The 23,295-nt window shown below is 72.5% G+C and carries 26 protein-coding genes; 16 read left to right on the top strand and 10 right to left on the bottom strand.

Features of this window, described 5'->3' with window-relative positions; genetic code table 11:
* Nucleotides 1–234 precede the first annotated feature (234 nt).
* Nucleotides 235–1,635 (bottom strand): FAD-binding oxidoreductase, encoded by a 1,401-nt coding sequence (locus ACYVF7_RS42380; protein ID WP_460351638.1) that lies wholly within the window; start codon nt 1,633–1,635, stop codon nt 235–237.
* A 222-nt stretch (nt 1,636–1,857) separates the two neighbouring features.
* Here ACYVF7_RS42380 and ACYVF7_RS42375 point away from each other — a divergent pair, with 222 nt between their 5' ends.
* Together ACYVF7_RS42375 and ACYVF7_RS42370 are read left to right on the top strand one after the other, a co-directional pair.
* Nucleotides 1,858–3,633 (top strand): sensor histidine kinase, encoded by a 1,776-nt coding sequence (locus ACYVF7_RS42375; RefSeq protein ID WP_460351637.1) that lies wholly within the window; start codon nt 1,858–1,860, stop codon nt 3,631–3,633.
* Entirely contained in the window at nt 3,630–4,319 is a 690-nt protein-coding gene (locus tag ACYVF7_RS42370; protein ID WP_460351636.1) for a response regulator, read from the top strand. The genes ACYVF7_RS42375 and ACYVF7_RS42370 overlap by 4 nt, the downstream gene beginning before the upstream one ends.
* Before the next feature lie 138 nt (nt 4,320–4,457).
* Here ACYVF7_RS42370 and ACYVF7_RS42365 read toward each other — a convergent pair whose 3' ends face one another.
* Nucleotides 4,458–5,423, bottom strand: coding sequence for a GlxA family transcriptional regulator (locus ACYVF7_RS42365; RefSeq protein WP_460351635.1), 966 nt, complete (start codon nt 5,421–5,423; stop codon nt 4,458–4,460).
* A 71-nt stretch (nt 5,424–5,494) separates the two neighbouring features.
* Here ACYVF7_RS42365 and ACYVF7_RS42360 point away from each other — a divergent pair, with 71 nt between their 5' ends.
* The 3 genes from ACYVF7_RS42360 to ACYVF7_RS42350 are packed head-to-tail and all read left to right on the top strand — an operon-like array spanning nt 5,495 to nt 7,447.
* Nucleotides 5,495–6,766, top strand: a complete 1,272-nt coding sequence (locus ACYVF7_RS42360) for an MFS transporter (RefSeq protein WP_460351634.1) — start codon at nt 5,495–5,497, stop codon at nt 6,764–6,766.
* Nucleotides 6,767–6,821: 55 nt separating this feature from the next.
* Nucleotides 6,822–6,959: a hypothetical protein gene (locus ACYVF7_RS42355; RefSeq protein ID WP_460351633.1), complete on the top strand. Its 138-nt coding sequence runs from the start codon at nt 6,822–6,824 to the stop codon at nt 6,957–6,959.
* Nucleotides 6,960–6,967: 8 nt separating this feature from the next.
* Entirely contained in the window at nt 6,968–7,447 is a 480-nt protein-coding gene (locus tag ACYVF7_RS42350; protein WP_460351632.1) for a GOLPH3/VPS74 family protein, read from the top strand.
* A 308-nt stretch (nt 7,448–7,755) separates the two neighbouring features.
* Here ACYVF7_RS42350 and ACYVF7_RS42345 read toward each other — a convergent pair whose 3' ends face one another.
* A complete protein-coding gene (locus ACYVF7_RS42345; protein WP_460351631.1) occupies nt 7,756–8,160 on the bottom strand; it encodes a RidA family protein in 405 nt (134 codons plus the stop codon).
* On the bottom strand, nt 8,153–8,917 hold the full coding sequence (locus ACYVF7_RS42340; protein WP_460351630.1) for an IclR family transcriptional regulator: 765 nt from the start codon (nt 8,915–8,917) through the stop codon (nt 8,153–8,155). Before ACYVF7_RS42340 ends, ACYVF7_RS42345 begins: the two co-directional genes overlap by 8 nt.
* Before the next feature lie 162 nt (nt 8,918–9,079).
* Between ACYVF7_RS42340 and ACYVF7_RS42335 the strand changes: the two genes are divergently transcribed.
* The 3 genes from ACYVF7_RS42335 (at nt 9,080) to ACYVF7_RS42325 (ending at nt 13,658) form a co-directional block, all read left to right on the top strand.
* Nucleotides 9,080–10,336: an amino acid deaminase gene (locus tag ACYVF7_RS42335; RefSeq protein ID WP_460351629.1), complete on the top strand. Its 1,257-nt coding sequence runs from the start codon at nt 9,080–9,082 to the stop codon at nt 10,334–10,336.
* The gene (locus ACYVF7_RS42330; RefSeq protein WP_460351628.1) at nt 10,327–11,925 is read left to right on the top strand and encodes an N-acyl-D-amino-acid deacylase family protein; all 1,599 of its coding nucleotides are present in this window, start codon (nt 10,327–10,329) and stop codon (nt 11,923–11,925) included. The genes ACYVF7_RS42335 and ACYVF7_RS42330 overlap by 10 nt, the downstream gene beginning before the upstream one ends.
* Before the next feature lie 347 nt (nt 11,926–12,272).
* Complete coding sequence (locus tag ACYVF7_RS42325; protein ID WP_460351627.1) at nt 12,273–13,658, top strand: GntP family permease; 1,386 nt, start codon at nt 12,273–12,275, stop codon at nt 13,656–13,658.
* Nucleotides 13,659–13,923: 265 nt separating this feature from the next.
* Here the strand turns inward: ACYVF7_RS42325 and tuf are convergent, their stop codons facing one another.
* Together tuf and ACYVF7_RS42315 are read right to left on the bottom strand one after the other, a co-directional pair.
* Entirely contained in the window at nt 13,924–15,111 is a 1,188-nt protein-coding gene (tuf, locus tag ACYVF7_RS42320; RefSeq protein ID WP_460351626.1) for an elongation factor Tu, read from the bottom strand.
* Between the two features lie 301 nt (nt 15,112–15,412).
* Nucleotides 15,413–16,093, bottom strand: coding sequence for a DUF6882 domain-containing protein (locus tag ACYVF7_RS42315; RefSeq protein ID WP_460351625.1), 681 nt, complete (start codon nt 16,091–16,093; stop codon nt 15,413–15,415).
* Between the two features lie 102 nt (nt 16,094–16,195).
* Between ACYVF7_RS42315 and ACYVF7_RS42310 the strand changes: the two genes are divergently transcribed.
* Nucleotides 16,196–16,807, top strand: coding sequence for a hypothetical protein (locus tag ACYVF7_RS42310; RefSeq protein WP_460351624.1), 612 nt, complete (start codon nt 16,196–16,198; stop codon nt 16,805–16,807).
* On the opposite strand, the gene ybaK is transcribed toward ACYVF7_RS42310, so the two are convergent.
* Together ybaK and ACYVF7_RS42300 are read right to left on the bottom strand one after the other, a co-directional pair.
* Nucleotides 16,691–17,188: a Cys-tRNA(Pro) deacylase gene (gene ybaK, locus ACYVF7_RS42305; protein ID WP_460351623.1), complete on the bottom strand. Its 498-nt coding sequence runs from the start codon at nt 17,186–17,188 to the stop codon at nt 16,691–16,693. The genes ACYVF7_RS42310 and ybaK overlap by 117 nt on opposite strands.
* Nucleotides 17,189–17,212: 24 nt before the next feature.
* Nucleotides 17,213–17,875, bottom strand: a complete 663-nt coding sequence (locus tag ACYVF7_RS42300; RefSeq protein ID WP_460351622.1) for an LON peptidase substrate-binding domain-containing protein — start codon at nt 17,873–17,875, stop codon at nt 17,213–17,215.
* 280 nt (nt 17,876–18,155) lie between these two features.
* Between ACYVF7_RS42300 and ACYVF7_RS42295 the strand changes: the two genes are divergently transcribed.
* Both ACYVF7_RS42295 and ACYVF7_RS42290 read left to right on the top strand, forming a co-directional pair.
* Entirely contained in the window at nt 18,156–18,317 is a 162-nt protein-coding gene (locus ACYVF7_RS42295) for a hypothetical protein (protein WP_460351621.1), read from the top strand.
* A gap of 24 nt (nt 18,318–18,341) precedes the next feature.
* Nucleotides 18,342–18,551, top strand: coding sequence for a hypothetical protein (locus ACYVF7_RS42290; RefSeq protein ID WP_460351620.1), 210 nt, complete (start codon nt 18,342–18,344; stop codon nt 18,549–18,551).
* 14 nt (nt 18,552–18,565) lie between these two features.
* Here ACYVF7_RS42290 and ACYVF7_RS42285 read toward each other — a convergent pair whose 3' ends face one another.
* Entirely contained in the window at nt 18,566–18,949 is a 384-nt protein-coding gene (locus ACYVF7_RS42285; protein WP_460351619.1) for a type II toxin-antitoxin system VapC family toxin, read from the bottom strand.
* Nucleotides 18,946–19,230, bottom strand: a complete 285-nt coding sequence (locus ACYVF7_RS42280) for a FitA-like ribbon-helix-helix domain-containing protein (protein ID WP_460351618.1) — start codon at nt 19,228–19,230, stop codon at nt 18,946–18,948. Before ACYVF7_RS42280 ends, ACYVF7_RS42285 begins: the two co-directional genes overlap by 4 nt.
* A 115-nt stretch (nt 19,231–19,345) precedes the next feature.
* Between ACYVF7_RS42280 and hisD the strand changes: the two genes are divergently transcribed.
* The 5 genes from hisD to ACYVF7_RS42255 all read left to right on the top strand — a co-directional run bounded on the left by hisD (nt 19,346) and on the right by ACYVF7_RS42255 (nt 23,288).
* Nucleotides 19,346–20,653 (top strand): histidinol dehydrogenase, encoded by a 1,308-nt coding sequence (gene hisD, locus ACYVF7_RS42275; protein WP_460351617.1) that lies wholly within the window; start codon nt 19,346–19,348, stop codon nt 20,651–20,653.
* A complete protein-coding gene (locus ACYVF7_RS42270; RefSeq protein WP_460351616.1) occupies nt 20,650–21,723 on the top strand; it encodes a histidinol-phosphate transaminase in 1,074 nt (357 codons plus the stop codon). Before hisD ends, ACYVF7_RS42270 begins: the two co-directional genes overlap by 4 nt.
* Nucleotides 21,724–21,743: 20 nt before the next feature.
* Complete coding sequence (hisB, locus tag ACYVF7_RS42265; RefSeq protein WP_460358409.1) at nt 21,744–22,334, top strand: imidazoleglycerol-phosphate dehydratase HisB; 591 nt, start codon at nt 21,744–21,746, stop codon at nt 22,332–22,334.
* Complete coding sequence (gene hisH / locus ACYVF7_RS42260) at nt 22,331–22,960, top strand: imidazole glycerol phosphate synthase subunit HisH (RefSeq protein WP_460351615.1); 630 nt, start codon at nt 22,331–22,333, stop codon at nt 22,958–22,960. Before hisB ends, hisH begins: the two co-directional genes overlap by 4 nt.
* Nucleotides 22,961–23,081: 121 nt before the next feature.
* A complete protein-coding gene (locus tag ACYVF7_RS42255; RefSeq protein WP_460351614.1) occupies nt 23,082–23,288 on the top strand; it encodes a hypothetical protein in 207 nt (68 codons plus the stop codon).
* The last annotated feature ends 7 nt before the right edge of the window (nt 23,289–23,295 follow it).

Raw genomic sequence — 23,295 nt, 5'->3', positions numbered from 1 at the left:
GCTGCGGCCTTGTCACAGCGCGGACGCGACAGGCCGTCCCGGTCCCACACCGCGAGTCACAGCGGGGGACGCGGTGGCCCGGACGCGACCGGCCGTCCGACCACGCCGCGAGTCACAGTGGCGGGATGTGGTGACCTGGGCGGAGGAGGTCGTCCGGGCCGTGGGTCGCTCGGTCACAGTGGCGGGATGTGGTGACCTGGGCGGAGGAGGTCGTCCGGGCCGTGGGTCGCTCGGTCACAGTGGCGGGATGTGATGGCCCGGGCGGAAGAGGTCGTCCGGGTCCCAGGTCTTCTTCACGCGAGCCAGGCGCGCGTGGTTCTCCGGCGTGTACGCGGTCGCGGTCCGGTCGGGGTCGGCCAGGAAGTTCAGGAAGGACCCGCCGGTGGCGTACGGCCGCAGCCGGTCGGCCAGGCCGTCCACGGCCGCGTCGACGCGGGACCGCTCGGCCGGGTCGCCGTACCCGGTGCCGCCGGGCCCGTACGGCGCGCTCGCGAGCACCGAGAACGGCACGTCGCGGTGGCCCACCGGCCCGGCGTCCGGCGCGGGCCGCGCCATCGCCCCGCCCCAGTGCCGGACCTCGACCGCCGGCGCCGGCGTCCCTCCGAACACCGCGTCGGGCAGCGCTTCGAGCACCGCGCCGGGCAGTTCACGGAACAGGTCGATGTGCTGGCGTACCGCCATCGGGGGCGGGGACGACCCGGAGATCGCCGTGCTCGCCTCCCCGAACGTCATCGCCCGGAAGCCGTCGACCAGCGGCGGCCCCGCCGCCTCCAGTAGCGGGGCGAGCTGCGGCTCGGCCTCCTCGTACGCGCCCAGGTGGAACACCCGGACGCCGACGACCGGCCGGCCGCGTACCGCGTCGGGGAGCCCCGGGGCGTCCGGCATCCGCATCAGCACCACGGCGGTGTTCAGCTCGTCGGGCTCATCGGCCGCCCATTCCCGGTAACCGGCGAGCGTCTCGGCGGCGCGCCCGGCGTCGTAGAGGGAGAGACCCGCGAACACCCGGCTCACGCGGTGCAACCGGACCTCCAGCGCGGTGACCACGCCGAAGTTCCCGCCTCCGCCGCGCAGCGCCCAGAGCAGGTCGGCGTGGTGGTCGGCGTCCGCCGTGACGCGCTCGCCGTCGGCGGTGACCACGTCGGCCCGCACCAGGCCGTCGGCGGCGAAGCCGAACTTGCGCGACGGCCACCCGGCCCCGCCGCCGAGCGTGTACCCCGTCACGCCGACGAACGGGCTGCCCGACACCGGCACGAGCCCGTACGGCGCGGCGGCCGCGATCACGTCCGACCAGCGCGCGCCGGGGCCGACCCGGGCGACGCTCCGGTACGGGTGGACCCGGACCTCGGCCATCCGTGACGTCTTGAGCAGGAGGCCGCCGTCGGCGGGCACGATCGTGCCGTGCCCCGTGGCCTGGACGGCGAACGGCAGGCCGTGCTCGCGTGCGGTGACGACCGCGGCCCGTACGTCGTCGGGGCAGGTCGCCTCGGCGACGATCAGCGGGTGCGGGTCGACCTGGAGGTTCCAGGCCGTCCGTGTCTCTTCGTACGCCGCGTCGCCGGGCAGGTGCACCGGCCCGGCGAAGGACTCACGCAGCGTGCACGCGATGCGCTCCGCGGTCGTCGCAGTCAACGTCATGTCGTTCGCTCCCCGGGAGTGTCGGCCGTCACGGGGTGACGGCGGCCGTCATCGGTCGTCTCCGATGCTCGCCGCCGGGAGGCCCCGCCGTCGTCGGCCGGAGGACGGCAGTCGCGCTGCCCCATGCGGCGCAGCGATGGCCCACGTACTCCCGGGGGAGTAGCGCGCGGCTCCGCTTCCCGGAGGAGCCGCGGGGCGACGTCCGCGGTCTAAGCTGCCCGAATGGGGATCCAGCACCGGCTGCGTCCGCCGGCCTCCGACCTGATCGTCTCGACCGCCGTGGCCGCCGTCGCCCTGATCGGCGCCGCGATCGCGCCTCCCGGGCGTACCGGCCTGGACGCCCTCGGCTACCTGCTCCTGCTGACCGGGTCCGCCGCGCTCGTCGTACGCCGCCGGCACCCGGTCGCCGTCCTCCTCGCCACCACCGCTTGCGTTCTCGTCTACCTCGTCCGCGGATATCCGGGCATCGCCGCCGCGGAGCCGGTGATGGTGGCGCTGTTCACCGCTGCCCGCGCCGGGCATCGGATCATCGCCCTGGTGCCCAAGGCCGCCCTCGTAGTCGTCATCATCACGGACCTGACTCTGCACCACGGGGAACCGTTCCGGCAGGTGCTCCAGGACCGGTTCCTGCTCGCGGGCTGGCTGGTCGCCAGCGTGATGATGGGCGGAGCCTTCCGGCAGTGGGACGCCTACGTACGCGAGGCGCGGCAGCGGGCGGCGGAGGCCGAGCACACGAAGGAGGAGATGGCGCTGCGCCGCGCCGGCGAGGAACGCCTGCGGATCGCCCGCGAGTTGCACGACTCGCTCACCCACAGCATCTCCATCGTGAAGGTCCAGGCCGGGGTGGCGATCCACCTCGCCCGCAAACGCGGCGAGGAGGTCCCGGAGGCGCTGCTGGCCATCCAGGAGGCCAGCGGCGAGGCGATGCGCGAGCTGCGGGCGACACTCGAGGTGCTGCGCGAGTCCGACGGCGAGACCAACGGCAGCGGGCTGGACCGGCTGCCGCAGCTCCTACGGCGGGCCTGCTCCGCCGGCCTGCGGGCCGACCTGACCATCGTGGGCCGCACCCGCGAACTGCCGCCCGCAGTCGACAGCGCGGCATACCGGATCGTCCAGGAGGCACTGACCAACGTCGCCCGGCACGCCGGCGCCGCGTCCGCGTCGGTATGCCTCGACTACGGCGCGGACACGCTCACCGTCCAGATCGACGACGACGGCACGGCCCGGCCCGGGAGGACTCCGACGCCCGGCGTCGGCCTGACCGGCATGCGGGAACGGGTCACCGCCCTCGCGGGACGACTCACCGCCGCCCCCCGCCCGGAAGGCGGATTCACCGTACGCGCCGAGCTCCCTCTGAACGACCCGCCGGAACACCCGACGGACGGCAGCATTCCCGAGCGAACGCCCGCCGCCGCCCGCACCCGGGGCAGGAGCGCGATCGGGGGCGGGAGCGCGATCGGAAACGAGCCCGAGAGCATCGTCGGGACCGGGACCACCGCCGCGAGCATCGCCGGGAGCGCGGTTGGGGATGGTGCGGGGAACATGGTCGGGGCTGGGAGTGCCAGGAGCGTCACCGGCTCCGGGACTGTGACCGGGCAAGGTGCCGGGACGGTGGTCGGGGCCGGGGGTGCCACCGAGAGCGCGGCCGGGACCATGATCGGGGCCGGGAGCACGAGCGGCACCGCGACGAGTACCGGGACTGGAAGCGTCATCGGCACCGGGACTACGGCGGGAAGCATCGCCGGGAGCACGGCCGACACCAGGACTGCGGCCGGGGAAGGTGCCGGGACCATGGTCGCGACCGGGGCCGGGAACAGCGCCGGCACCGAGGCCGGGTCCACCGCCGCGACCGGCAATGGCGCCGCGACTGGCAACGGCACGGCCGCCAGGAGCATTGCCAGCACCGGCAGCACCGGGAACGGGACTGCGGCCGCGTCCAACACCGGGACTGCGGCCGGGAGAATTGCCGGGACCGGGGTTGGCCGGGAGGCGCCGTGATCCGGGTGTTGCTCGCCGATGACCAGGCGCTCATCCGCGCGGGATTCCGCGCCCTTCTCCAGGCCGAGGACGACATCGAGGTCGTCGGCGAAGCGGCGAACGGCGAGGAGGCCGTCGCCCTGGCCCTCCGGCACCGGCCCGAGGTCGCCCTCGTCGACGTTCAGATGCCCGTGGTCGACGGCATCGAGGCGACCCGCCGGATCACGGCCGACGAGCGCCTGGCCGGCGTCCACGTCGTGATGCTGACCAACTACGGGCTCGACGAGTACGTCTTCGACGCGCTGCGCGCGGGCGCGAGCGGCTTCCTCGTCAAGGACACCGAACCGGCCGACCTGCTGCACGGCGTCCGTGTCGCCGCGCGCGGCGACGCGCTGCTCGCACCGGCCATCACGCGCAGGCTGATCAGGGAGTTCGTGTCCCGGCGCCCGCGCATCTCCACGCCGGACGCGCTCGCCGCCCTCACCAACCGGGAGCGGGAGGTGACGGCACTCGTCGCCCGTGGCCTGTCCAACGACGAGATCGCCGCGCACATGGTGATCAGCCCGACCACGGCGAAGACGCATGTCAGCCGCGCCATGACCAAGCTGCGCACCCGTGACCGCGCCCAGCTCGTCGTTCTTGCCTACGAGTCCGGCCTCGTGACGGCCGGCGACGCCGCCGTCCGCCCGTGGGACGCGGACGGCTGACGGACGCGGCGGGACCGGACCGCCGATGCGTCGGGACGGACGGCCAGGGACGGCGGTCCCCGCGTGACGCGGTGGGCGGGTCGCTGGGCCGTGGAGCGTCCCTGTGGTGAGCGGCCGGTGAGGGGCGCCCGGCGGTGGTCAGGCCGTCGAGGCGCCGAACGTTCTGCGGTAGGTGGCCGGGGAGACGCCTACGGCGGCGTGCAGGTGCTGGCGCAACGATACGGCGGTGCCCAGGCCGGCGCGGGCGGCCACCTGGTCGATCGGCAGGTCGGTGGTCTCCAGGAGCCGCCGGGCCTCCTCGATCCGCTGCCGGACCAGCCACTGTGCCGGGCTGAGCCCCGTCTCCGCGCGGAACCGCCGGGTGAACGTCCGTACGCTCATGCCCGCCCGGCGGGAGAGTCGTGCCAGGTCGAGCGGCTCGTGCAGCCGCTCGAGGGCCCAGGCGCGGGTCTCCGCCGTCGAGGATCCCGTGGGCTCCGGCAGCGGCCGTTCGATGAACTGCGACTGGCCGCCCTCCCGCCATGGCGGCATGACCGAGCGCCGGGCCGCGCGATTGGCGACGGCGCTGCCGTGGTCGCGGCGGATGACGTGCAGGCACAGGTCCACGCCGGCGCCCACCCCGGCCGAGGTCAGCACGTCGCCGTCGTCGACGAACAGGACGCCGGGGTCGAGCCGTACCGTCGGATACAGCGCGCGGAACCGCTCGACGTGCAACCAGTGCGTCGTCGCCGGGCGGTCGTTCAGCAGGCCCGCGGCGGCCAGCACGAACGCGCCCGTGCAGATCGACATCACGCGTGTGCCCGGTCGCCGCCGGGCCAGGGCGTCGGCCACCGGTGACTCGAGGACGCCCTCCTCGAGGGCCGTGCCGCCGTGCACGCCCGCGATCACGATGGTGTCGGCGGTGGCGAGGATCTGCGGGCCGTGGTCGGGGACGGCCGCGAATCCGGACGACGTGCGCACCGGCCCGCCGTCCGGCGTGCAGACGCGGACCCGGTAGAGATCCCGCCCGGCGGCGTCGCGTGCCGCGCCGAAGATCTGCGCGGGCACGCCGAGGTCGAACGCGACCACGTCGTCGAGGGCGAGGACGACCACCTCATGAGGCATGGCTCAATTCTTTCACATGTTGGCCTTCGGGCCACTCGCCGCCGGAGGCCGTCACCGCGAGACTCCCTTGGGTGACCCAGACACTTCCCGACACTCCGGCCCGAACCAGCCCACGTCTGCACCGCGCCTGGATCGTCGCCGCGGTGACCCTGGTCGCTCTCGTCGGGGCGGCCGGGTTCCGCGCGACGCCGGGCGTCCTCATCGACCCGCTGCGCACCGAGTTCGGCTGGCCGCGTGGCACGATCGCCTCGGCCGTCTCCGTCAACCTCCTCCTTTACGGTCTCACGTCGCCGTTCGCGGCCGCTCTGATGGACCGGTTCGGCATCCGCAAGGTGGTCTCTGGAGCGCTCGTGCTCGTGGCGGCGGGCAGCGGCCTGACCGTCTTCATGACGGCGTCCTGGCAGCTCGTCGCCTGCTGGGGCGTGCTGATCGGCCTCGGTACCGGGTCGATGGCCATGGCGTTCGTCGCCACAGTGACCAGCCGGTGGTTCGTCAAGCGCCGGGGCGTCGTGACCGGCGTGCTCACCGCGGGCGGCGCGGCCGGGCAGCTGGTGTTCCTGCCGGTGCTGGCCCACCTGACCCACATGTACGGCTGGCGGTCCGCGGCCCTCACGGTCTGCGTCACCGCGCTCGCCGTCGTCCCGCTCGTCGCCCTGCTCCTGCGCGACCACCCGTCCGACGTCGGGCTCCCGCCGTACGGTGCGACCGAGCCGGTGCCGAAGCCGCACAACGAGGGTGCTGCGCGCCGGGCGCTCGGCGCCCTCGCGACCGCCGTCCGGACCCCGGTCTTCTGGCTGCTCGCGGGCGGTTTCGCGATCTGCGGCGCATCCACCAACGGCCTCGTCGGCACGCACTTCATCCCGGCCGCCCACGACCACGGGATGCCGGAGACCACGGCGGCGAGCCTGCTCGCGCTCGTCGGCATCTTCGACGTGGCCGGCACGATCTTCTCCGGCTGGCTCACCGACCGGGTCGACTCCCGGGTGCTGCTCGGCGTCTACTACTTCCTGCGCGGCTGCTCGCTGCTGGTCCTGCCGAGCCTGTTCGCCCGGACCGCGCACCCGAGCATGCTCGTGTTCATCATCTTCTACGGCCTGGACTGGGTGGCGACGGTGCCGCCCACGGTCGCCCTGTGCCGGGAGCACTTCGGGCTGACCGGCCCGATCGTCTTCGGCTGGGTCTTCGCCTCCCACCAGATCGGCGCGGCCGCCGCCGCCGTCACGGCCGGCATCATCCGCGACCACCTGGGCGACTACGCGGCGGCCTGGTACGGCGCGGGCGTCCTCTGCCTGCTCGCCGCTCTCCTGTCGATCCGGATCAAGAGGCGCGTTATGACTGGTTAAAACGCTTTGCTTGGTGTTTACCGAAGCGTCGTGCGGGCCGCCTACAGTTCCGGACGTGCCCGAGACGATGGCCGAGGAGCTGCTGCTTCTCGCCTATGACCTGCGCGGCAAGTGCCGCATCGGCCCCGTCGAGTTGGACTGCGGGGTCGGCGGCGCGATGCTGTCGGACCTCCGGCTCGCCGGCTGCGGCTGAACGGCGCGGTGCTGGCCGTCGCCGATCCCGAACCCGTCGGCGACCCGGTCCTCGACGGCCTGCTCACCGACATCGCGACCTCGCCGCGCAGCCGTACGCCCCAGGAGTGGGTGACGCGCCTGCGCGCGACGGACCACCAGCGGCGTCTGCTGGCGCGCCTGTCGGACCGTGGCCAGGTCGAGGTCGACCGTCACCGTACGCTCGGTGTGTTCGTCGAGACCCGCTACCCCGTGCGGGACATCGTGGGGTTGTGGGAGGCGCAGCAGCGGGTGGTCGCCGCCGTCACGACGGCCGCGGGACCCGCCGACGCCCGTACGCTCGCCCTCGGGGCGCTCGTGGCGGCCTCGGGACTGGGCAAGGCGGTCTTCGCGACCTCCGGGAACTGGCGGATCCTCCGCGACCGGATGCGCGAGATGACGGCCGCCGACTGGGTCGCCACCGCCGTGCACGGGGCCCTCGCGACCGAACACCGGAGCGTTTCCGCCTGAGGCGCGTGGCGTCATGCGCGGGGCCCTCGCGACGGAGCACCGGAGCGTTTCCGCCTGAGGCGCGTGGCGTCATGTGCGGGGCCTAGGCGGTCGAGCAGTGGGGCGTGCCCGCGCTGACCTGCGCGGGACCCTCGCCGTTGAATACCGGAGCGTGTCCGTCTGACCGGTGTGGGGCCCTTACGGTCGAGCGTCGGAGCCTTTCCGCCCGACGTGTTCGGCGGCGAGTACCGGAGTGTCTTCGGACCTGAGCGGTCGAGCACCGGGGCGTGTCCGCCGGACCGGTGCTCGCCGCCGAGAGGCTCCGGCCGTCAGCCGGTGAAGGCCAAAGCGTCGATCTCGACCAGCATCGACTCCTGCGGCAGGCCGACGAACACGGTGGTCCGGCAGGGGAGCACCCCGCCCGGGCAGTTCGCCTTGACGAACTCGCCGTACGCCTCGTTCATGGCGGCGAAGTCGCTCTGGTCGGTGAGGTAGACGCGGAACATCACGACGTCCTCGACGCTCGCACCTCCGCCCTCGAGGATCGCCTTGACGTTCTCCAGGGTGCGCGTGGTCTGCGCCTTCACATCGCCCGGGTGGACGTACTCGCCGGACTCCGGGTCCTGCGGGCCCTGGCCCGACACCTGGATGAGCGGTCCCCGGCGCACGCCCTGGGAGAACACCCACGCCGGGGCGGGCGCGCCCTCGGTCCGGATCTCGATCTTGTCAGCCATGGCCGTTCCCTTCGATCTCGGTGTATCCGCAGTCGGCGGAGATGGTGCGAGCGGTCGTGAGCAGGTCGGGAAGCAGGTCGAGCACCTCGGCGCGGCTCAGCAGGACGTGCGGTACCGAGATCGAGACGGCCGCCGCCACCCGGCCGCTCGCGTCGCGAATGGGCGCGGCGACGCAGGTGATGAACGTCTCGTGCTCCGCGTCGTCCACCGCGTACCCCTGCCGGGCCACCCGGGCCAACTCGGCGAGCAGGGCCTTCGGGTCGGTGATGGTGTTCTCGGTGAACCGGGTGTAGTCGATCGCCTGGACGACCGCGCGTCGCCGCTCGTCGGGCAGGTCGGCCAGGAGCACCTTGGCCAGGGCCGTGCAGTGCAGCGGCACGCGGAGACCGACCCGGGAGTACATCTGGATCTTCTGCCCGGAGTCGCGCTTGTCCAGGTAGAACACCTCACCGCCCTCATAGACGCCGAGGTGCACGGTCTGCCCGGTGGACCGGTTCAGGCGCTGGAGGTGGGGTGCGGCGAGGTCGCGGATCTCGCGTTGGGCGAGGGCCGAGTCGGCCAGCGCGAACAACCGCGCGCCCAGGTGGAACCGGTGGAGGCCGTCGCGGTAGACGAACCGCTCGTCCTCGAGGGTGCGCAGCAGGCGCAGGACGGTGGTCTTGTGCACGCCGAGCTCACCGGCGAGGTCGTCGAGGGACCGAGGGCCCTTCTCCAGGCCGACGAGTATCCGCAACGCGCGTGCCAGGCTCTGGCTCACCGCACCCTCCGCTCATCACCGCCGGTTTCCACCGCAGCACGATGCCCCATTACTGCCCATCTGCGACACATGCCCCATTGACTCTCGCGTGGCGGCGATGCTACAACCACTGGAACATATAGCGCAACGGACGTTGCAAAATACGCAACGCTGGAGGTGACCGTGGCAGAGAAGATCGACAAGGACGCCGTCAGCGCGCTGCGCGACGAGTGTCTCGACTGGCGCTTCAAAGCGGTGCCCGCGGCCGCCCACGGCTCGACCGTCGGGGAGTTCCTCGCGGCGCGCCCGGCCCTGGAGGAGTTCGGTACGCCACTGCTCACGCTGGACGCCGACGCCCTCGACCACAACGTCGCCACGATGGCCGGCTGGGCCTCGGCCGCGGGCGTCCACCTCGCGCCGCACGGCAAGACGACGATGGCGCCCGCGCTGTGGCAGCGTCAGCTCGACGCCGGCGCCTGGGGGATCACCCTCGCGAACCTCCCGCAGCTGCGGGTCGGACGGGCGTACGGGGTGAGCCGGCTGATGCTCGCGAACGCCCTGCTCGATCCGGCCGGCCTGGCGTGGGTGGCGGCCGAGCTCGACCGCGACCCGGACTTCGAGTTCCTGTGCTGGGTCGACTCGGTACGCGGGGTGGAGCTCATGGACGCCGCCCTGCGTGCGGCCGGGGCACGCCGTGCCGTCGACGTCTGCGTCGAACTGGGCGCGCCCCACGGCCGCACCGGGGTCCGCGACGATCGTGAGGCGCTGCGCGTCGCCGAGGCCGTACGCGCGACGCCGACCCTGCGCCTGGCCGGTGTCGGCGGCTACGAGGGCGCGCTCGCCCACGACGCCACCTCCGCCGGGCTCGCCGCGGTCGAGGCGTATCTGGAGCGGATGGCGGCGCTGCACGAGCGGATGCCGTACGAGATCGCCGACCCGGTGGTGACCGCGGGCGGCAGCGCCTACTTCGACCAGGTCGTCGAGGTCCTGAGCGGAGTCGCCGGCCGGGTCGTGCTGCGCAGCGGCGCGTACGTCATCCACGACGACGGCTTCTACCGCGCCATGTCGCCGTTCTCGCGGGGCGCGGGGACGCCGTTCCGCCCGGCGATGCACGGGTGGGCGTGCGTGGTCTCCCGGCCGGAGCCGGGCCTGGCGCTGCTCGACGGCGGAAAACGCGACTTCCCGTACGACGAGGGGCTGCCCGAGCCGCAGTCGATCCGCGGCAAGGGCGCGCTCGACGGCACCCGGATCAGCGCTCTCAACGACCAGCACGCCTTCCTCCGGTCGGCGGAGGACGGCACGGCGTTGCCGGACGTCGAGGTCGGCGACGTGATCCGCCTGGGGCTCTCCCACCCGTGCACCGCCTTCGACAAGTGGACGCTCATCCCCGTGGTGGACCCCTCCGGCGCGGTCGTGGACCTCGTACGGACGTGGTTCTAGTGGCCGACCTGGTGATCCGGGGCGCGTACGTCGTCGACGGCACGGGCGCGCCGGGACGTACGGCCGACGTCGCCGTCACCGATGGCCGGATCAGCGACGTCGGCGGCGCGCGGAGCGGCCGTCGGGTCATCGACGCCACCGGGCTCGCGCTCGCCCCCGGGTTCATCGACATGCACGCCCACTCGGACCTGCGGCTGCTCGTCGAGCCCGACCACGAGGCCAAGGTGGGCCAGGGCGTCACCACCGAGGTCCTCGGCCAGGACGGCCTGTCCTACGCGCCCGTCGACGACACCACGCTGGGCCAGACCCGCCAGGCCATCGCCGGCTGGAACGGCGACCCGCCCGGCTTCGCCTGGAACTGGCGGAGCGTCGGCGAGTACCTCGACCGGCTCGACCAGGGCATCGCGGTCAACGCCTGCTACCTGGTCCCGCAGGGCTCGGTGCGGATGCTCGCGATGGGCTGGGCCGATCGGCCGGCCACCGACGCCGAGCTGGCCCGGCAGAAGGACCTCGTCGCCACCGGCATGCGCGAAGGCGCGGTGGGGATGTCCAGCGGGCTCACCTACGCGCCCGGCATGTACGCCACGACGCCCGAGCTGGTGGAGCTGTGCCGGGTCGTGGCCGGGCTCGGCGGCTTCTACTCGCCGCACCACCGCTCGTACGGCGCCGGAGCCCTCGACGCCTACGCCGAGATGATCGAGGTCTCCCGCGCCTCCGGCTGCCCGCTGCACCTCGCGCACGCGACGATGAACTTCCGCGTCAACGCCGGCCGCGCCGCCGACCTGCTGGCCCTGCTGGACGACGCGATCGCCGGCGGCTGCGACATCACGCTCGACACCTACCCGTACCTTCCGGGCTCGACCACGCTCGCGGCGCTGCTGCCGAGCTGGGCGTCCGCCGGCGGCCCGGACGCCATCCTGGCCCGGCTGCGCGACCCCGCCGCGCGGGAGCGGATCCGGCACACGATGGAGATCGAGGGCTCCGACGGCTCCCACGGCGTGCCGATCGAGTGGGAGACCGTCCAGATCTCCGGCGCGCGCGACCCCGCCGTCGTCGGTCGGACCCTCGCCGAACTGGCCGCCGCGTCGGGGCGGACACCCTTCGACGTGTACTGCGACCGGCTCCTTGCCGACGAGCTCGCGACGACGATCCTGCAGCTCGTCGGGAACGAGGAGAACGTCCGCACGATCATGCGGCATCCGGCGCACACCGGCGGGAGCGACGGCCTGCTCGCGGCGGCCAGACCCCATCCCCGCGCGTGGGGCACGTTCCCGCGGTACCTCGGCCACTACGTCCGCGAGCTGGGCGTTCTCACGCTCGAAGAGTGCGTCGCGCACCTGACCGGACGCCCGGCCCGGCGGCTCAAGCTGACCGACCGCGGACTGATCCGGCCCGGCCACCACGCCGACCTCGTCCTGTTCGACCCGGCGACCGTACGCGACACCGCGACGTTCGACGAGCCCCGGCAGCGGCCCGAGGGCATCCCGTACGTCTTCGTCGGCGGCACCGCCGTCATCGCCGACGGCCGGCACACCGGCGCGCTGCCCGGACGTTCGCTGCGCCGAACCCCGCACGGAGACACCCGCTGAGCCCGGCGGCCTACGGGACCGCCCCGACCACCCGAATCCTCCTTCCCGAGACCTGGCCGATCACCTAAGCCCTACTTCCACGAGACCACCCCGGCAACCGGCCCCCGGACCGGCCCGACGACCCCGGCAACCGGTCCCCAGACCGGCCCGACGACCCGACACCAGACCACCCCGGCAACCGGATCCCAGACCGCCTCGACAACCGACCCCCAGATTGCCCCGACAACCGGACGCCCAGACCGCCCCGACAAGCGGCCCCCAGACCGCGCCGATCACCTGAGCCTTCTTACCCCCGGATCCCCGCCGCACCGCGGGCGATCACCCCGCTCCCCGAAGGGTCACGCATCATGCACTGGCTGCAACACGAGACCGGAGGTCTGCTGCTGCTCTGCGCAGTGGCGATCGCCGTTCTGCTCTTCCTCATTATCAAGGTGAAGCTCGAGCCGTTCATCGCGCTCATCGTGTCGGGCCTGCTGCTCGCGCTGGCCGCCGGCCTGAGCGTGACCCAGATCGTCGGCACGGCGCTGAGTTCCAAGACATCCATCCTGGAGACCGGGTTCGGCGGGATCCTCGGGCACATCGCGCCGATCATCGGACTGGGCACGATCCTCGGCGCGATCCTGGAGGCATCCGGAGGCGCCGACGTCCTGACCCGGCGGTTGCTGGGGGTGTTCGGCGAGAAGGGCGCCCCGCTGGCGATGGGCCTGTCCGGCCTCATCTTCGGCATCCCGGTCTTCTTCGATATAGGCATTTTTGTCCTCGCCCCGCTCGTGTACATCACCGCCCGGCGCGGCACGCGCTCCCTGATCACCTACGCGCTCCCGCTGCTCGCCGGTCTGTCCATGACCCACGCGTTCCTGCCCCCGCACCCCGGCCCCGTGGCCGTCGCCGGGCTGCTCGGGGTCAGCCTCGGCTGGCTCATCGTCATGGGACTGGTCTGCGGCATCCCGGCGTTCCTCGTCGCCGGCGTCGCGTGGGGCGCGTGGATCGGCGACCGGATGCGCGTCGAGGTGCCCGAGGACTATGTCGTCGGCGAGGAGAGCGCCGAGCGCGCGGAGCGGCCCGAACCGCCCCTCAGTCTGGTGGGCGCGATCATCGCCGTGCCGCTCGTGCTGATCCTCCTCGCCACCTTCGGCGACGTCTGGTGGAAGAACAGCTCCGTGCTTCCCGTGCTGACCTTCCTCGGCACGCCCGCCGTCGCCCTGACCATCTCCGTCCTGCTCGCGATGTGGCTGCTCGGCACGCGCCGCGGCATCCCGGCCTCCGAACTCGCCTCCCTGGCGTCCGCGTCGCTGCGCCCGATCGGCATGATCCTGCTGGTCGTCGGCGGCGGCGCGTTCTTCGGCGCCGTCATCGCCGCGACCGGCGTGGGCAAGGCCCTGGCCGGCACGATGTCCGACGCGGGACTGCCGGTCATCGTCCTCGCCTACCTGATCAGCTGCGGGCTCCGGCTCGCCCAGGGCTCGGCGACCGTCGCGCTCGTCACCACCGGCGGCATCATCGGGCCTCTGGTCCAGAGCCACCATTACAGCCAGGCGCACCTCGCGCTGATCGCCATGGCGGTCGCCGCCGGCTCCATCATCGCCTCGCACCTCAACGACGGCGGCTTCTGGATCGTGTCCCGCTACTTCAACATGTCGGTCAAGCAGACGTTGAAGACCTGGACCGTGCTGGAGACGATCCTCTCCGTCGTCGGATTCGCGATGGCGGGTCTGCTCAGCCTGGTGATCTGAGCGGCCTCTCCCGCCAGGGCCGCGGCCGGTGGCCGAGGCCCTGGCGGGAGAGCGTCCGCCCTGGCGGGAGAGCGTCCGCCCTGGCGGGAGAGCGTCCGCCCTGGCGGGAGAGCGTCCGCCCTGGCGGGAGAGCGTCCGCCCTGGCGGGAGAGCGTCCGCCGGGCCGGGGATAGAACGCTCTCCGCCCGGCCGACCAGAGATCCCGGCCTGGGCGGCGGGCTCCGGGTCTTGACCCGGAGCCCGCGCCGGAGCGGCGTTCTCGGCCTCACGGCCCGTCGGGCAGGGCGGTGACGGTGCCCGCGCCGACCGTTCGGCCGCCCTCGCGGATCGCGAAGCCGAGGCCCTCCTCCAGGGCGACCGGCCGGCCAAGCTCCACCGCCATCGTCACGGTGTCACCGGGCAGCGCCATCCCGCCCTCGCCCAGGTCGATGTCGCCGACCACGTCCGTCGTCCGGATGTGGAACTGCGGCCGGTACCCGGTGAAGAACGGCCGGTTCCGGCCGCCCTCCTCCGCGCCGAGGACGTACACCTCCGCCTGGAACCGCGCGTGCGGGCGGATCGCCCCCGGCGCGGCGACGACCTGACCTCGGCGGACCTGCTCCCGGCGGACGCCCCGCAGCAGCACGGCCGTGTTGTCGCCGGCCTCCGCGTGGTCCATCGACTGGCCGAACGTCTCCAGGCCGGTGGCGACCGTGGTCAGGGTCGCGCCCAGTCCGACGACCTCGACGTGGTCGCCGACCCGGATCGCGCCCTGCTCGACGACACCGGTCACGACGGTGCCCCGCCCGGTGATCGTCAGCACGTTCTCGATCGGCAGCAGGAACGGCCGGTCGAGGATCCGCGCCGGGATCGGCACGTACGCGTCGACCGCCGCGAGGAGGTCCTCGATCCGCTTCGTCCAGTACGGGTCGTCCTCGAGGGCCCGCAGCCCGGACACGCGGACCACGGGGATCTCCTCCCCGGGGAAGCCGTAGGCCGACAGCAGCTCACGGACCTCCAGCTCGACCAGGTCGAGCAGCTCGGGGTCCGACACGGCGTCGGCCTTGTTGAGGGCGACGACGACGTGGCGGACGCCCACCTGCCGGGCGAGCACCACGTGCTCCCGCGTCTGGGGCATCGCGCCGTCCACCGCGGACACGACGAGGATCGCCCCGTCGATCTGCGCGGCGCCGGTGACCATGTTCTTGATGTAGTCGGCGTGGCCGGGCATGTCGACGTGGGCGTAGTGCCGCGTCGACGTCTCGTACTCCACGTGCGCGATGTTGATCGTGATGCCGCGGTCGCGCTCCTCCGGGGCGCGGTCGATGCCTTCGAAGGGTACGACCCGGGCCAGCCCCTGCCGGCTCAGCACCTTGGTGATCGCCGCGGTGAGGGTGGTCTTGCCGTGGTCGACGTGGCCCATCGTGCCGATGTTGAGATGCGGCTTGCCGCGTTCGTAGATCTGCTTGGCCATGATTCGTCCTCGCGTCGTGATCGAACGTGAGAACCCGGGCAGGGGGCGACGCCCCTGCCGTGCCACCCTCCTCCGCGGGTTCTCGAAGGACGGGGCGGAGGAGGGTCAGCGTCGCAGGCCGTCGGAGAGCACGGCCGCGGCGCCCGGCGCGTCGAGGTGCGCGGGCGAGAGGAGGGCGGCCATGCGGAACATGCCACGAAGGTACGGCGCGCGGCGCCGCCGGTCGATCGATTTTTCCGCCGGGGTTAGAGCGTGTCCGGTGGATCGATTTTCGCCGAGGCCCGGCCTCGGGGCTCGGCGATCAGGAACGGACGGTCATCGACAGGTTCGCCAGGCGGTCCTGGTCGTCGAACTCCGCGGCGCAGGAGCCGCCGTCCGGCAGCGTCGCGGTGATCGATGTCTCGGTCTGCCGGTACGCCAGCCGGTGATGGCTGAAGAACCGCATGACGGTCAGCCGGTGGTCGGCGGGGAACTGGGAGAGCGCATTGGTGATCAGGCGGGGCGCCGTGGCGGAGTCCCACGTGGCCCCCGGAACGGCCGGGTCGCGGACGGCGAAGTAGGCGATCCCGCCGTCGTAGGGACCGGGGATCGTGCCGGTCAGGCCGAGCATGCTGGTGGCGACCATGGCGATCGGCTCACCGCCGTTCCGCGCCGGTCCCTCGTACCAGGACAGGTCCAGCTCGCCCGAGGTCATCTCGGGGATCCCGAGGCGGGAGCCCATGGCCTTCGGGTTCAGCACCCCCGGGTGGGAGGGGCCGAACTGGGGGTTGGACCAGCCCCACAGCCAGCTGCGGTCCTTCTCGGCGTAGCTCCCGATGAGGGCGACGTGCAGGGTGATCTCTCCCTGCGTGTAGGTGCCGGTGGTCAGGTCGGTGCTCCAGTCGGCCGCCGGCAGGAACTCCGCCAAAACCTCCTGTTGCTGTACGGCGACCGCCGCGTAGGCGGCTCCAAGCCGCTCGAACGCCGGGCTGAATCCAGACATGGCGGGCACACTATCTCAGAAGATTCGTGTCGGGACGTGGGCCAGGAGACGTCCAGGTTAAGGCGGTACGCTGCGATGTTCACCGACGCCGGGGGAGGGCGAGTGGCGAGCCGGATTCGCGCAGGAGTGCTGGCGGCGCTTGCGATCACGGTGCTGGGAGTGCCCATCGGGTTGTTGTGGGTCGCTCTCGCACCGCGGACGGCCTATCAGGTATCGGGCGGGAAGGCGCTTCTCGCCGATCCAGAGGCCCAGACGATGATCGCGGCGGACGGTTGGTTCGCCGTGGTCACCGCTGCGGCGGGCCTGCTGTGCGGCGTCGCCGCGTACCTCCTGGCGGGGCGCCTGGGCGAGTTCGGCATGCTGGCCGGGACCGCGGTCGGCGCCGCCGCTGCGGCCGTCGTGGCGTGGCGGCTGGGCCATTTCTTCGGCCTGAGCGCCTACCACCACGCGCTGCGGGCGGGCGCCGACGGCACGCTGGTCCGGGCCCCGCTCGCCCTGCACGCCCTCGGCGTGGTCCTCGCCTGGCCGCTGGCGGCGGCGGTGGTGTTCGGCCTGCTGGAGGCGCTGGACGTGGCGGGCCGGGAGTCGCGCAGGCGGCTAGCCGCGGGCGATCCCGGCCGTGGCGGCATCGGTCAGCCGGACCAGGTCGGCGGGGGCCAGTTCGATCTGGAGGCCACGCCGACCGGCCGAGACGTAGATCGTCGGGAACCCTGACGCGGACGCGTCGACGACCGTCGGCAGCCGCTTGCGCTGCCCGAGCGGGCTGATGCCGCCCCGGACGTAGCCGGTGACGCGCTCGGCCTGCGCCGGGTCGGCCATGGCGGCGCGCTTGCCGCCGGTCGCGGCGGCCAGGGCCTTGAGGTCGAGCGTGGACGACACCGGCACGACCGCGACGGTGAGATCGCCGTCGACCTCGGCCACCAGCGTCTTGAACAGCCGGTCGTGCGGCACGCCGAGCGCGTCGGCCGCGGCCTCGCCGTAGGAGTCCGCGTCGGAGCCGGCCTCGTACGGGTGCAGGGTGAAGGGGATTCCGGCGCGTGTCGCCGACACGGTCGCGGGCGTGCCCTTGCCGCCCGATCGCCGGTTGGATGCCACTGGTGGTTCTTTCCTTCCTCGGGGTCAGTTGGGACTGACGGTGCCGCCGAGGAACTCCGCCGCGGGAACGGTCGGGAAGGCCTCCAGGAGGAGGTTCTCCCGGCGGAGCAGGCCGTACTCCAGGCGGAGCCGCGTCGCGGCGTCCTCGGCCTCGAGCAGCCGCTGTTTGTCCGGGCGGTCCAGGACCACGGAGGCGGCGACCAGATACGACAGCTCGACGGGATCCGTCGGCAGGTCATCGAGCTCGGCCACCTCGGCGCCGTGCTCGGTCAGCCGGTCGCAGTAGCGGTGGAACAGGCGGTTCACCGGCCCGACGATCTTGTCTGCCCCCGGGCCGTCCTCCTCGGGCAGCAGGGTGACGTCGGCGTTGAGGTAGGAGAGCGAGTCGTCGATCTGCTCGATGTGAAAGCGTGTGCCGCCGGTCGTGACGACGTCGTACCGGCCGTCGTCGTGCTGCTGGACGCCCCGGATCTCCGCGGTGCAGCCGACCGGCGAGAGCCGGCGGGCGGCGCCGGGGCCGACCTCATGGCCGAGTTCGATCGAGACGACGCCGAATCGATGCGGCTCTTCGGACTCGAGGAGATCGCGCATCAGGTCGCGGTACCGCTCCTCGAACACCTGGAGGGGCAGCACCAGCCCCGGGAACAGCACGGCTCCCAGCGGAAAGATCGGCAGCCGTTCGGTCACGGCGTCAGCGTACGACGTTCCGGCCCTCGCCGTCGCCCCCGGATCCCGGCCGTGTTTGTGATCTACAATGTAAAGGCCCTGGCTCGGAACGATCACCTGGCCAGGACCAGGAACGTTCCATGGGCGATGTGACCGTAGTCACCTTGAACTAGATCGCGTCAACCGGCACACACCACCACGACCTGCGGAGTTAGGGTCGGACGACCGCGCGGCCACGCCGTCGCGGCACGGCGGTACCTCCCGCCGGTGTGTTCGCCCGGAGGCCCGTATGTGGCTCAGCATGTTCTTTCTGACGATCGCCAGTCTCTGCGTCGGATTCATCCTCGGCTGGATCGTCGCCCGCCCTCGCCGCTGGGGCGGCTTCCCCGACGTCGGCCCGGCCGGCGCCGAACGGCCGGAGAACCGGCCGGAGTTCACCGGAGGCGCGCGACCGGGCGTGTAGGCCCGGATGATCCACGGTGACGGCATGCACGTGTACGTCGTGCACGCCGTCACCGACCGTTCGTTCGCGGGCAGCCCCGCCGGTGTCTGCCTGCTGTCCGAACCTGCGGACGCCGAGATGGTGGGCTACCAGGCGTTCGGGCGCGGGGGAGAGGTCCGCGTGTCGGCGCGCGGCGACCGCGTCACCCTGTGCGGCGCCGTCGTCACCCTCATCGAGGGCAGCCTCAGCACTTGACCGCGCCGCATCGATCAGTGGAGGTCGATCCGCACGGTCCTGGCCTCTCGCGCGATCTTCGCGTCAGTGGTCACAAGCGGGCAATCGAGTAGTTCCGCCAGCGCCACGTACGTCGCGTCGTAGGCGTTGAAGTTGCCGCGGAGATCCCAGGCCCGGCCGCCGGTGACATCGTCGGAGTGTCGCCTGAGCGGCAGGCCGTCCTTGACGAGGCGAGCCCCCTCGGCTCTGGACGCGGTCATCTTGCCGGCGAGTACCAGGCCTCGTAGGGCGCTCCGGAATTCATAGTCGATTAAGTGGGGGACGTGGAGATCCTCCTCTGCGACCACCGTGACGAGCTCTTTCGGTGGCGACGTGCCGACGAGTGCTTCCACCAGAGCCGAGTTGTCAATGACGATCATGATTCGCGGGTCTTCCGTACCTCGGCGAGGATGTCCTCGCGGCTGGCTCCTCCACCCAGATCCTGGAGCGCGATCAGCCTCTCCCGGATCTCGTCCGGCGTCGGCCGTGTCGCGACCTCGGTCAGGATCTGTGCCACGTAAGCAGACAGTGACATCCGGGCGCGTGCGGCCCTGGCTTTCAGCTCGGCCACGGTCTCTTCGTCCAGGCCTCGTACCTGCAGCGTCTTATCCATGTGGAGTTGCAACTCCTCGTCGAAGCTTCGATGCGTGGTATCAAGCATTTTGCATGTCTAGCATGTCACCACATCACTCTGCCGTCACTTCCAAATGATTCTTGGTGTCTCGGTGGGTGAGACCGGCGTCCGGGCCGGTGGGGGTCCTTCGTAGACTGATCAGGTGATAACCCGTATCGACCTGCGCGGGTCCCTGCCGGACGACCTGCGCTCCGTGCTGCCGAGAGCCGAGCTCGACGTCGAGGCCGCCCTGGAGAAGGTGCGGCCCATCTGCGATGACGTGCGCCATCGCGGCGCCGAGGCCGTACGGGACTACACCGCGCGCTTCGACGGGGTGAAGGTCGAGTCGCTGCGGGTGCCCGCCGAGACCATCGGCCGCGCCCTCGACGAGCTGGACCCGGCCGTGCGCGACGCGCTCGAGGAGTGCATCCGCCGCACCCGCGTCGTCCACCGCGCGCAGCGGCGCACCGACGTCACCACTCAGGTGGTGCCGGGCGGCACCGTCACCGAGCGGTGGGTGCCGGTGGAGCGGGTCGGGCTCTACGTCCCCGGCGGCCAGGCCGTCTACCCCTCCAGCGTCGTGATGAACGTCGTGCCCGCCCAGGAGGCGGGGGTCGAGTCCCTCGCGGTCACGTCCCCGGCGCAGCAGGAGTTCGGGGGGCTGCCGCACCCGACGATCCTCGCGACGTGCGCGCTGCTCGGCGTGGACGAGGTGTACGCCGCCGGCGGGGCGCAGGCGATCGCGATGTTCGCCTACGGCACCGAGGAGTGCCGGCGTGTCGACATGGTGACCGGGCCGGGCAACATCTGGGTCGCGGCGGCCAAGCGGCTGCTCAAGGGCGTGATCGGCATCGACTCCGAGGCCGGTCCCACCGAGGTCGCGGTCCTGGCCGACGCCACCGCGGACCCGGTGCACGTCGCCGCCGACCTGATCAGCCAGGCCGAGCACGACACGCTCGCCGCCGCCGTCCTCGTCACCGACTCCGAGGAGCTGGCCGCCGCCGTGGAGCGCGAGCTGGCCGCGCAGGTCACCCGGACCAAGCACACCGAGCGCATCACCGCGGCCCTGGACGGCCGCCAGTCCGGGATCGTGCTCGTCGACGACGTCGACGCGGGGCTGAAGGTCGTCGACGCCTACGCCGCCGAGCACCTGGAGATCCAGACCGCCGACGCCCGTACGGTCGCCGCGCGCGTCCGCAACGCCGGCGCGATCTTCGTCGGCCCGCACGCGCCGGTGTCGCTCGGCGACTACATGGCCGGCTCGAACCACGTGCTGCCCACGGGCGGCTGCGCCTGCCACTCCAGCGGCCTGTCGGTGCAGACGTTCCTGCGCGGCATCCACGTGATCGACTACGACGAGCAGGCCCTGGCGGAGGCGACCCGGCGGGTCGTCACGCTCGCCGACGCCGAGGACCTGCCCGCCCACGGTGCCGCCATGAAGGCGCGGTTCGATTGGGGAATCCCCGAGTGACCTCTCTGAGCGATCTGCCGATCCGCGACGACCTGCGAGGGAAGGAGCCGTACGGCGCGCCGCAGCTCGACGTGCCCGTGCGTCTCAACACGAACGAGAACCCCTACCCGCCGTCGCCGCGGCTGGTCGAGGCGCTCGGCCGCGCGGTCGCCGACGTCGCCGGCGGCCTCAACCGCTACCCCGACCGCGACGCCGTCGAGCTGCGTAAGGACCTCGCCGACTACCTCGGCCACGGGGTCACCGCGCGGCAGGTCTGGGCGGCCAACGGCTCCAACGAGATCATTCAGCAGATCCTGCAGGCGTTCGGCGGCCCGGGGCGTTCCGCGATGGGCTTCGAGCCGTCGTACTCCATGCACCCGATCATCACGCGGGTCAGCGGCACGGCGTGGATCGACGCGTACCGCGACGAGGACTTCGGGCTGGAGGCCGAGCGGGCGGTCGCGGCGGTCGAGGAGCACCGGCCCGACATCGTGTTCCTGACCTCGCCGAACAACCCGACGGGCACGTCGCTGTCCCTCGCGGCGATCGAGGCGGTGCTGAAGGTCGCGCCGGGCATGGTCGTGGTCGACGAGGCGTACGCCGAGTTCCGCCGGGAGGGGACCCCGAGCGCGCTGTCGCTGCTGCCCGGCAATCCCCGGCTGATCGTGACCCGGACGATGAGCAAGGCGTTCGCGATGGCGGGCACCCGCGTGGGCTACCTCGCCGCCGACCCGGCGGTGATCGACGCGCTGCTGCTCGTCCGCCTGCCGTACCACCTGTCGGCGGTGACACAGACGGTGGCGCGGACGGCGATCGCCTACCAGGAGGAGCTGCTGGGCGCGGTTCAGGCGCTGCGCGCCGAGCGCGACGCCCTGGTCGGCTGGCTGCGCGGCGAGGGTTTCCAGGTCGCCGACTCGGACGCGAACTTCGTCCTGTTCGGGAGGTTCCCCGACCGGCGTGCCGTCTGGCAGGGCGTGCTCGACCGCGGCGTGCTGATCCGCGAGGTGGGGCCGCCGGAGTGGCTGCGGGTGAGCGTCGGGACGCCCGAGGAGATGGCGGCGTTCCGCGCCGCGCTGAAGGAGAGTACGTGAGTTCAACCGGAGGAGAGCGGATGCGGACCGGACGCGTCGAGCGGGGCACGAAGGAGACCCAGGTCGTCGTCGAGGTCGACCTGGACGGCACCGGGCGGGTGGACGTCGCCACCGGCGTCGGCTTCTTCGATCACATGCTGACGCAGCTCGGCAAGCACGGGTCGTTCGACCTGACCGTGAAGACCTCCGGTGACCTGCACATCGACAGCCACCACACGATCGAGGACACCGCGATCGCGCTGGGCCAGGCGTTCCGCGAGGCGCTGGGCGACAAGTCCGGCATCCGGCGCTTCGCCGACGCGAGCGTGCCGCTGGACGAGACGCTCGCCCAGGTCACGGTCGACCTGTCCGGCCGGCCGTACCTCGTGCACACCGAGCCGGAGGGCATCGCCCCGATGATCGGCCCGGACTACGACACGACGATGACCCGGCACATCTTCGAGGCGTTCGTCTTCAACGCCGCGATCTGCCTGCACGTCCACGTCCCGTACGGGCGCAACGCGCACCACATCGTCGAGGCCCAGTTCAAGGCCCTCGCCCGGGCGCTGCGCGACGCCTGCGCCCACGACCCGCGCGCGCACGGCATCCCCTCGACCAAGGGCACGCTGTGAAGAACGTCGTCGTCCTCGACTACGGATCGGGCAACCTCCGGTCCGCCGAGCGGGCCATCGCCCGCGTCGGCGCGGACGTCACGGTCACGGCCGACTTCGACGCCGCCCTGAACGCCGACGGTCTGGTCGTGCCGGGCGTCGGCGCCTTCGCCGCCTGCATGAACGGCCTGCGCGGCGTCCGCGGCGAGCAGATCATCGGCCGCCGGCTCGCCGGGGGCCGTCCGGTGCTGGGCATCTGCGTCGGCATGCAGATCCTGTTCGAGAAGGGCGTCGAGCACGGCATCGCCACCGACGGCTGCGCGGAGTGGCCGGGCACGGTGGAGCGGATCGAGGCGCCGGTCCTGCCGCACATGGGCTGGAACACCGTGGAGGCCCCGGAGGGCACGGTCCTGTTCGCCGGCCTCGAGCCGGACACCCGGTTCTACTTCGTGCACTCGTACGGCGTGCGCCGCTGGGAGATGGCGCCCGGCCGGTTCACGCCGCCGCTGGTGACCTGGAGCGAGCACGGCGAGCGTTTCGTCGCCGCGGTGGAGAACGGCCCGCTGAGCGCGACGCAGTTCCACCCGGAGAAGTCCGGGGACGCCGGGGCGGCCGTCCTGAAGAACTGGCTGTCGACGCTCTCGTGAGCAAGGAGCGGCAGCGGCGGCGGGCCGAGCGGGAGGCCGCACGCGAGCGCGCCGCCGCCGAGGCCGCCCGCCGGAACGCCCGCGCGGCCCGCCGCCGCGCGCTGGTCGCCCGCTTCACGCGGTGGGTGCCGCGCCGGTCCGGCCGCCCGGTGGCATCCTCGCGCGCCGTCGCCGCGAGCAGAACGCCATCGTGGCGGTCGTGTTCGTGCTCGTCCAGGTGATCGCCTGGATCAACCTGTCCTCGTGGATGGAGCGGCTGGGGGTGCTGGCGCTGTCGGTGTTCCTGGTCCCCGTGTTCGTCACACTCGCCTTCGATCGCCGGTCCTGACGAGCGT

This window comes from Actinoallomurus acanthiterrae (assembly GCF_054775715.1).
The sequence above is the reverse complement of the archived record's forward strand: the minus strand, read 5'-3'. Positions and strand labels throughout refer to the sequence as shown.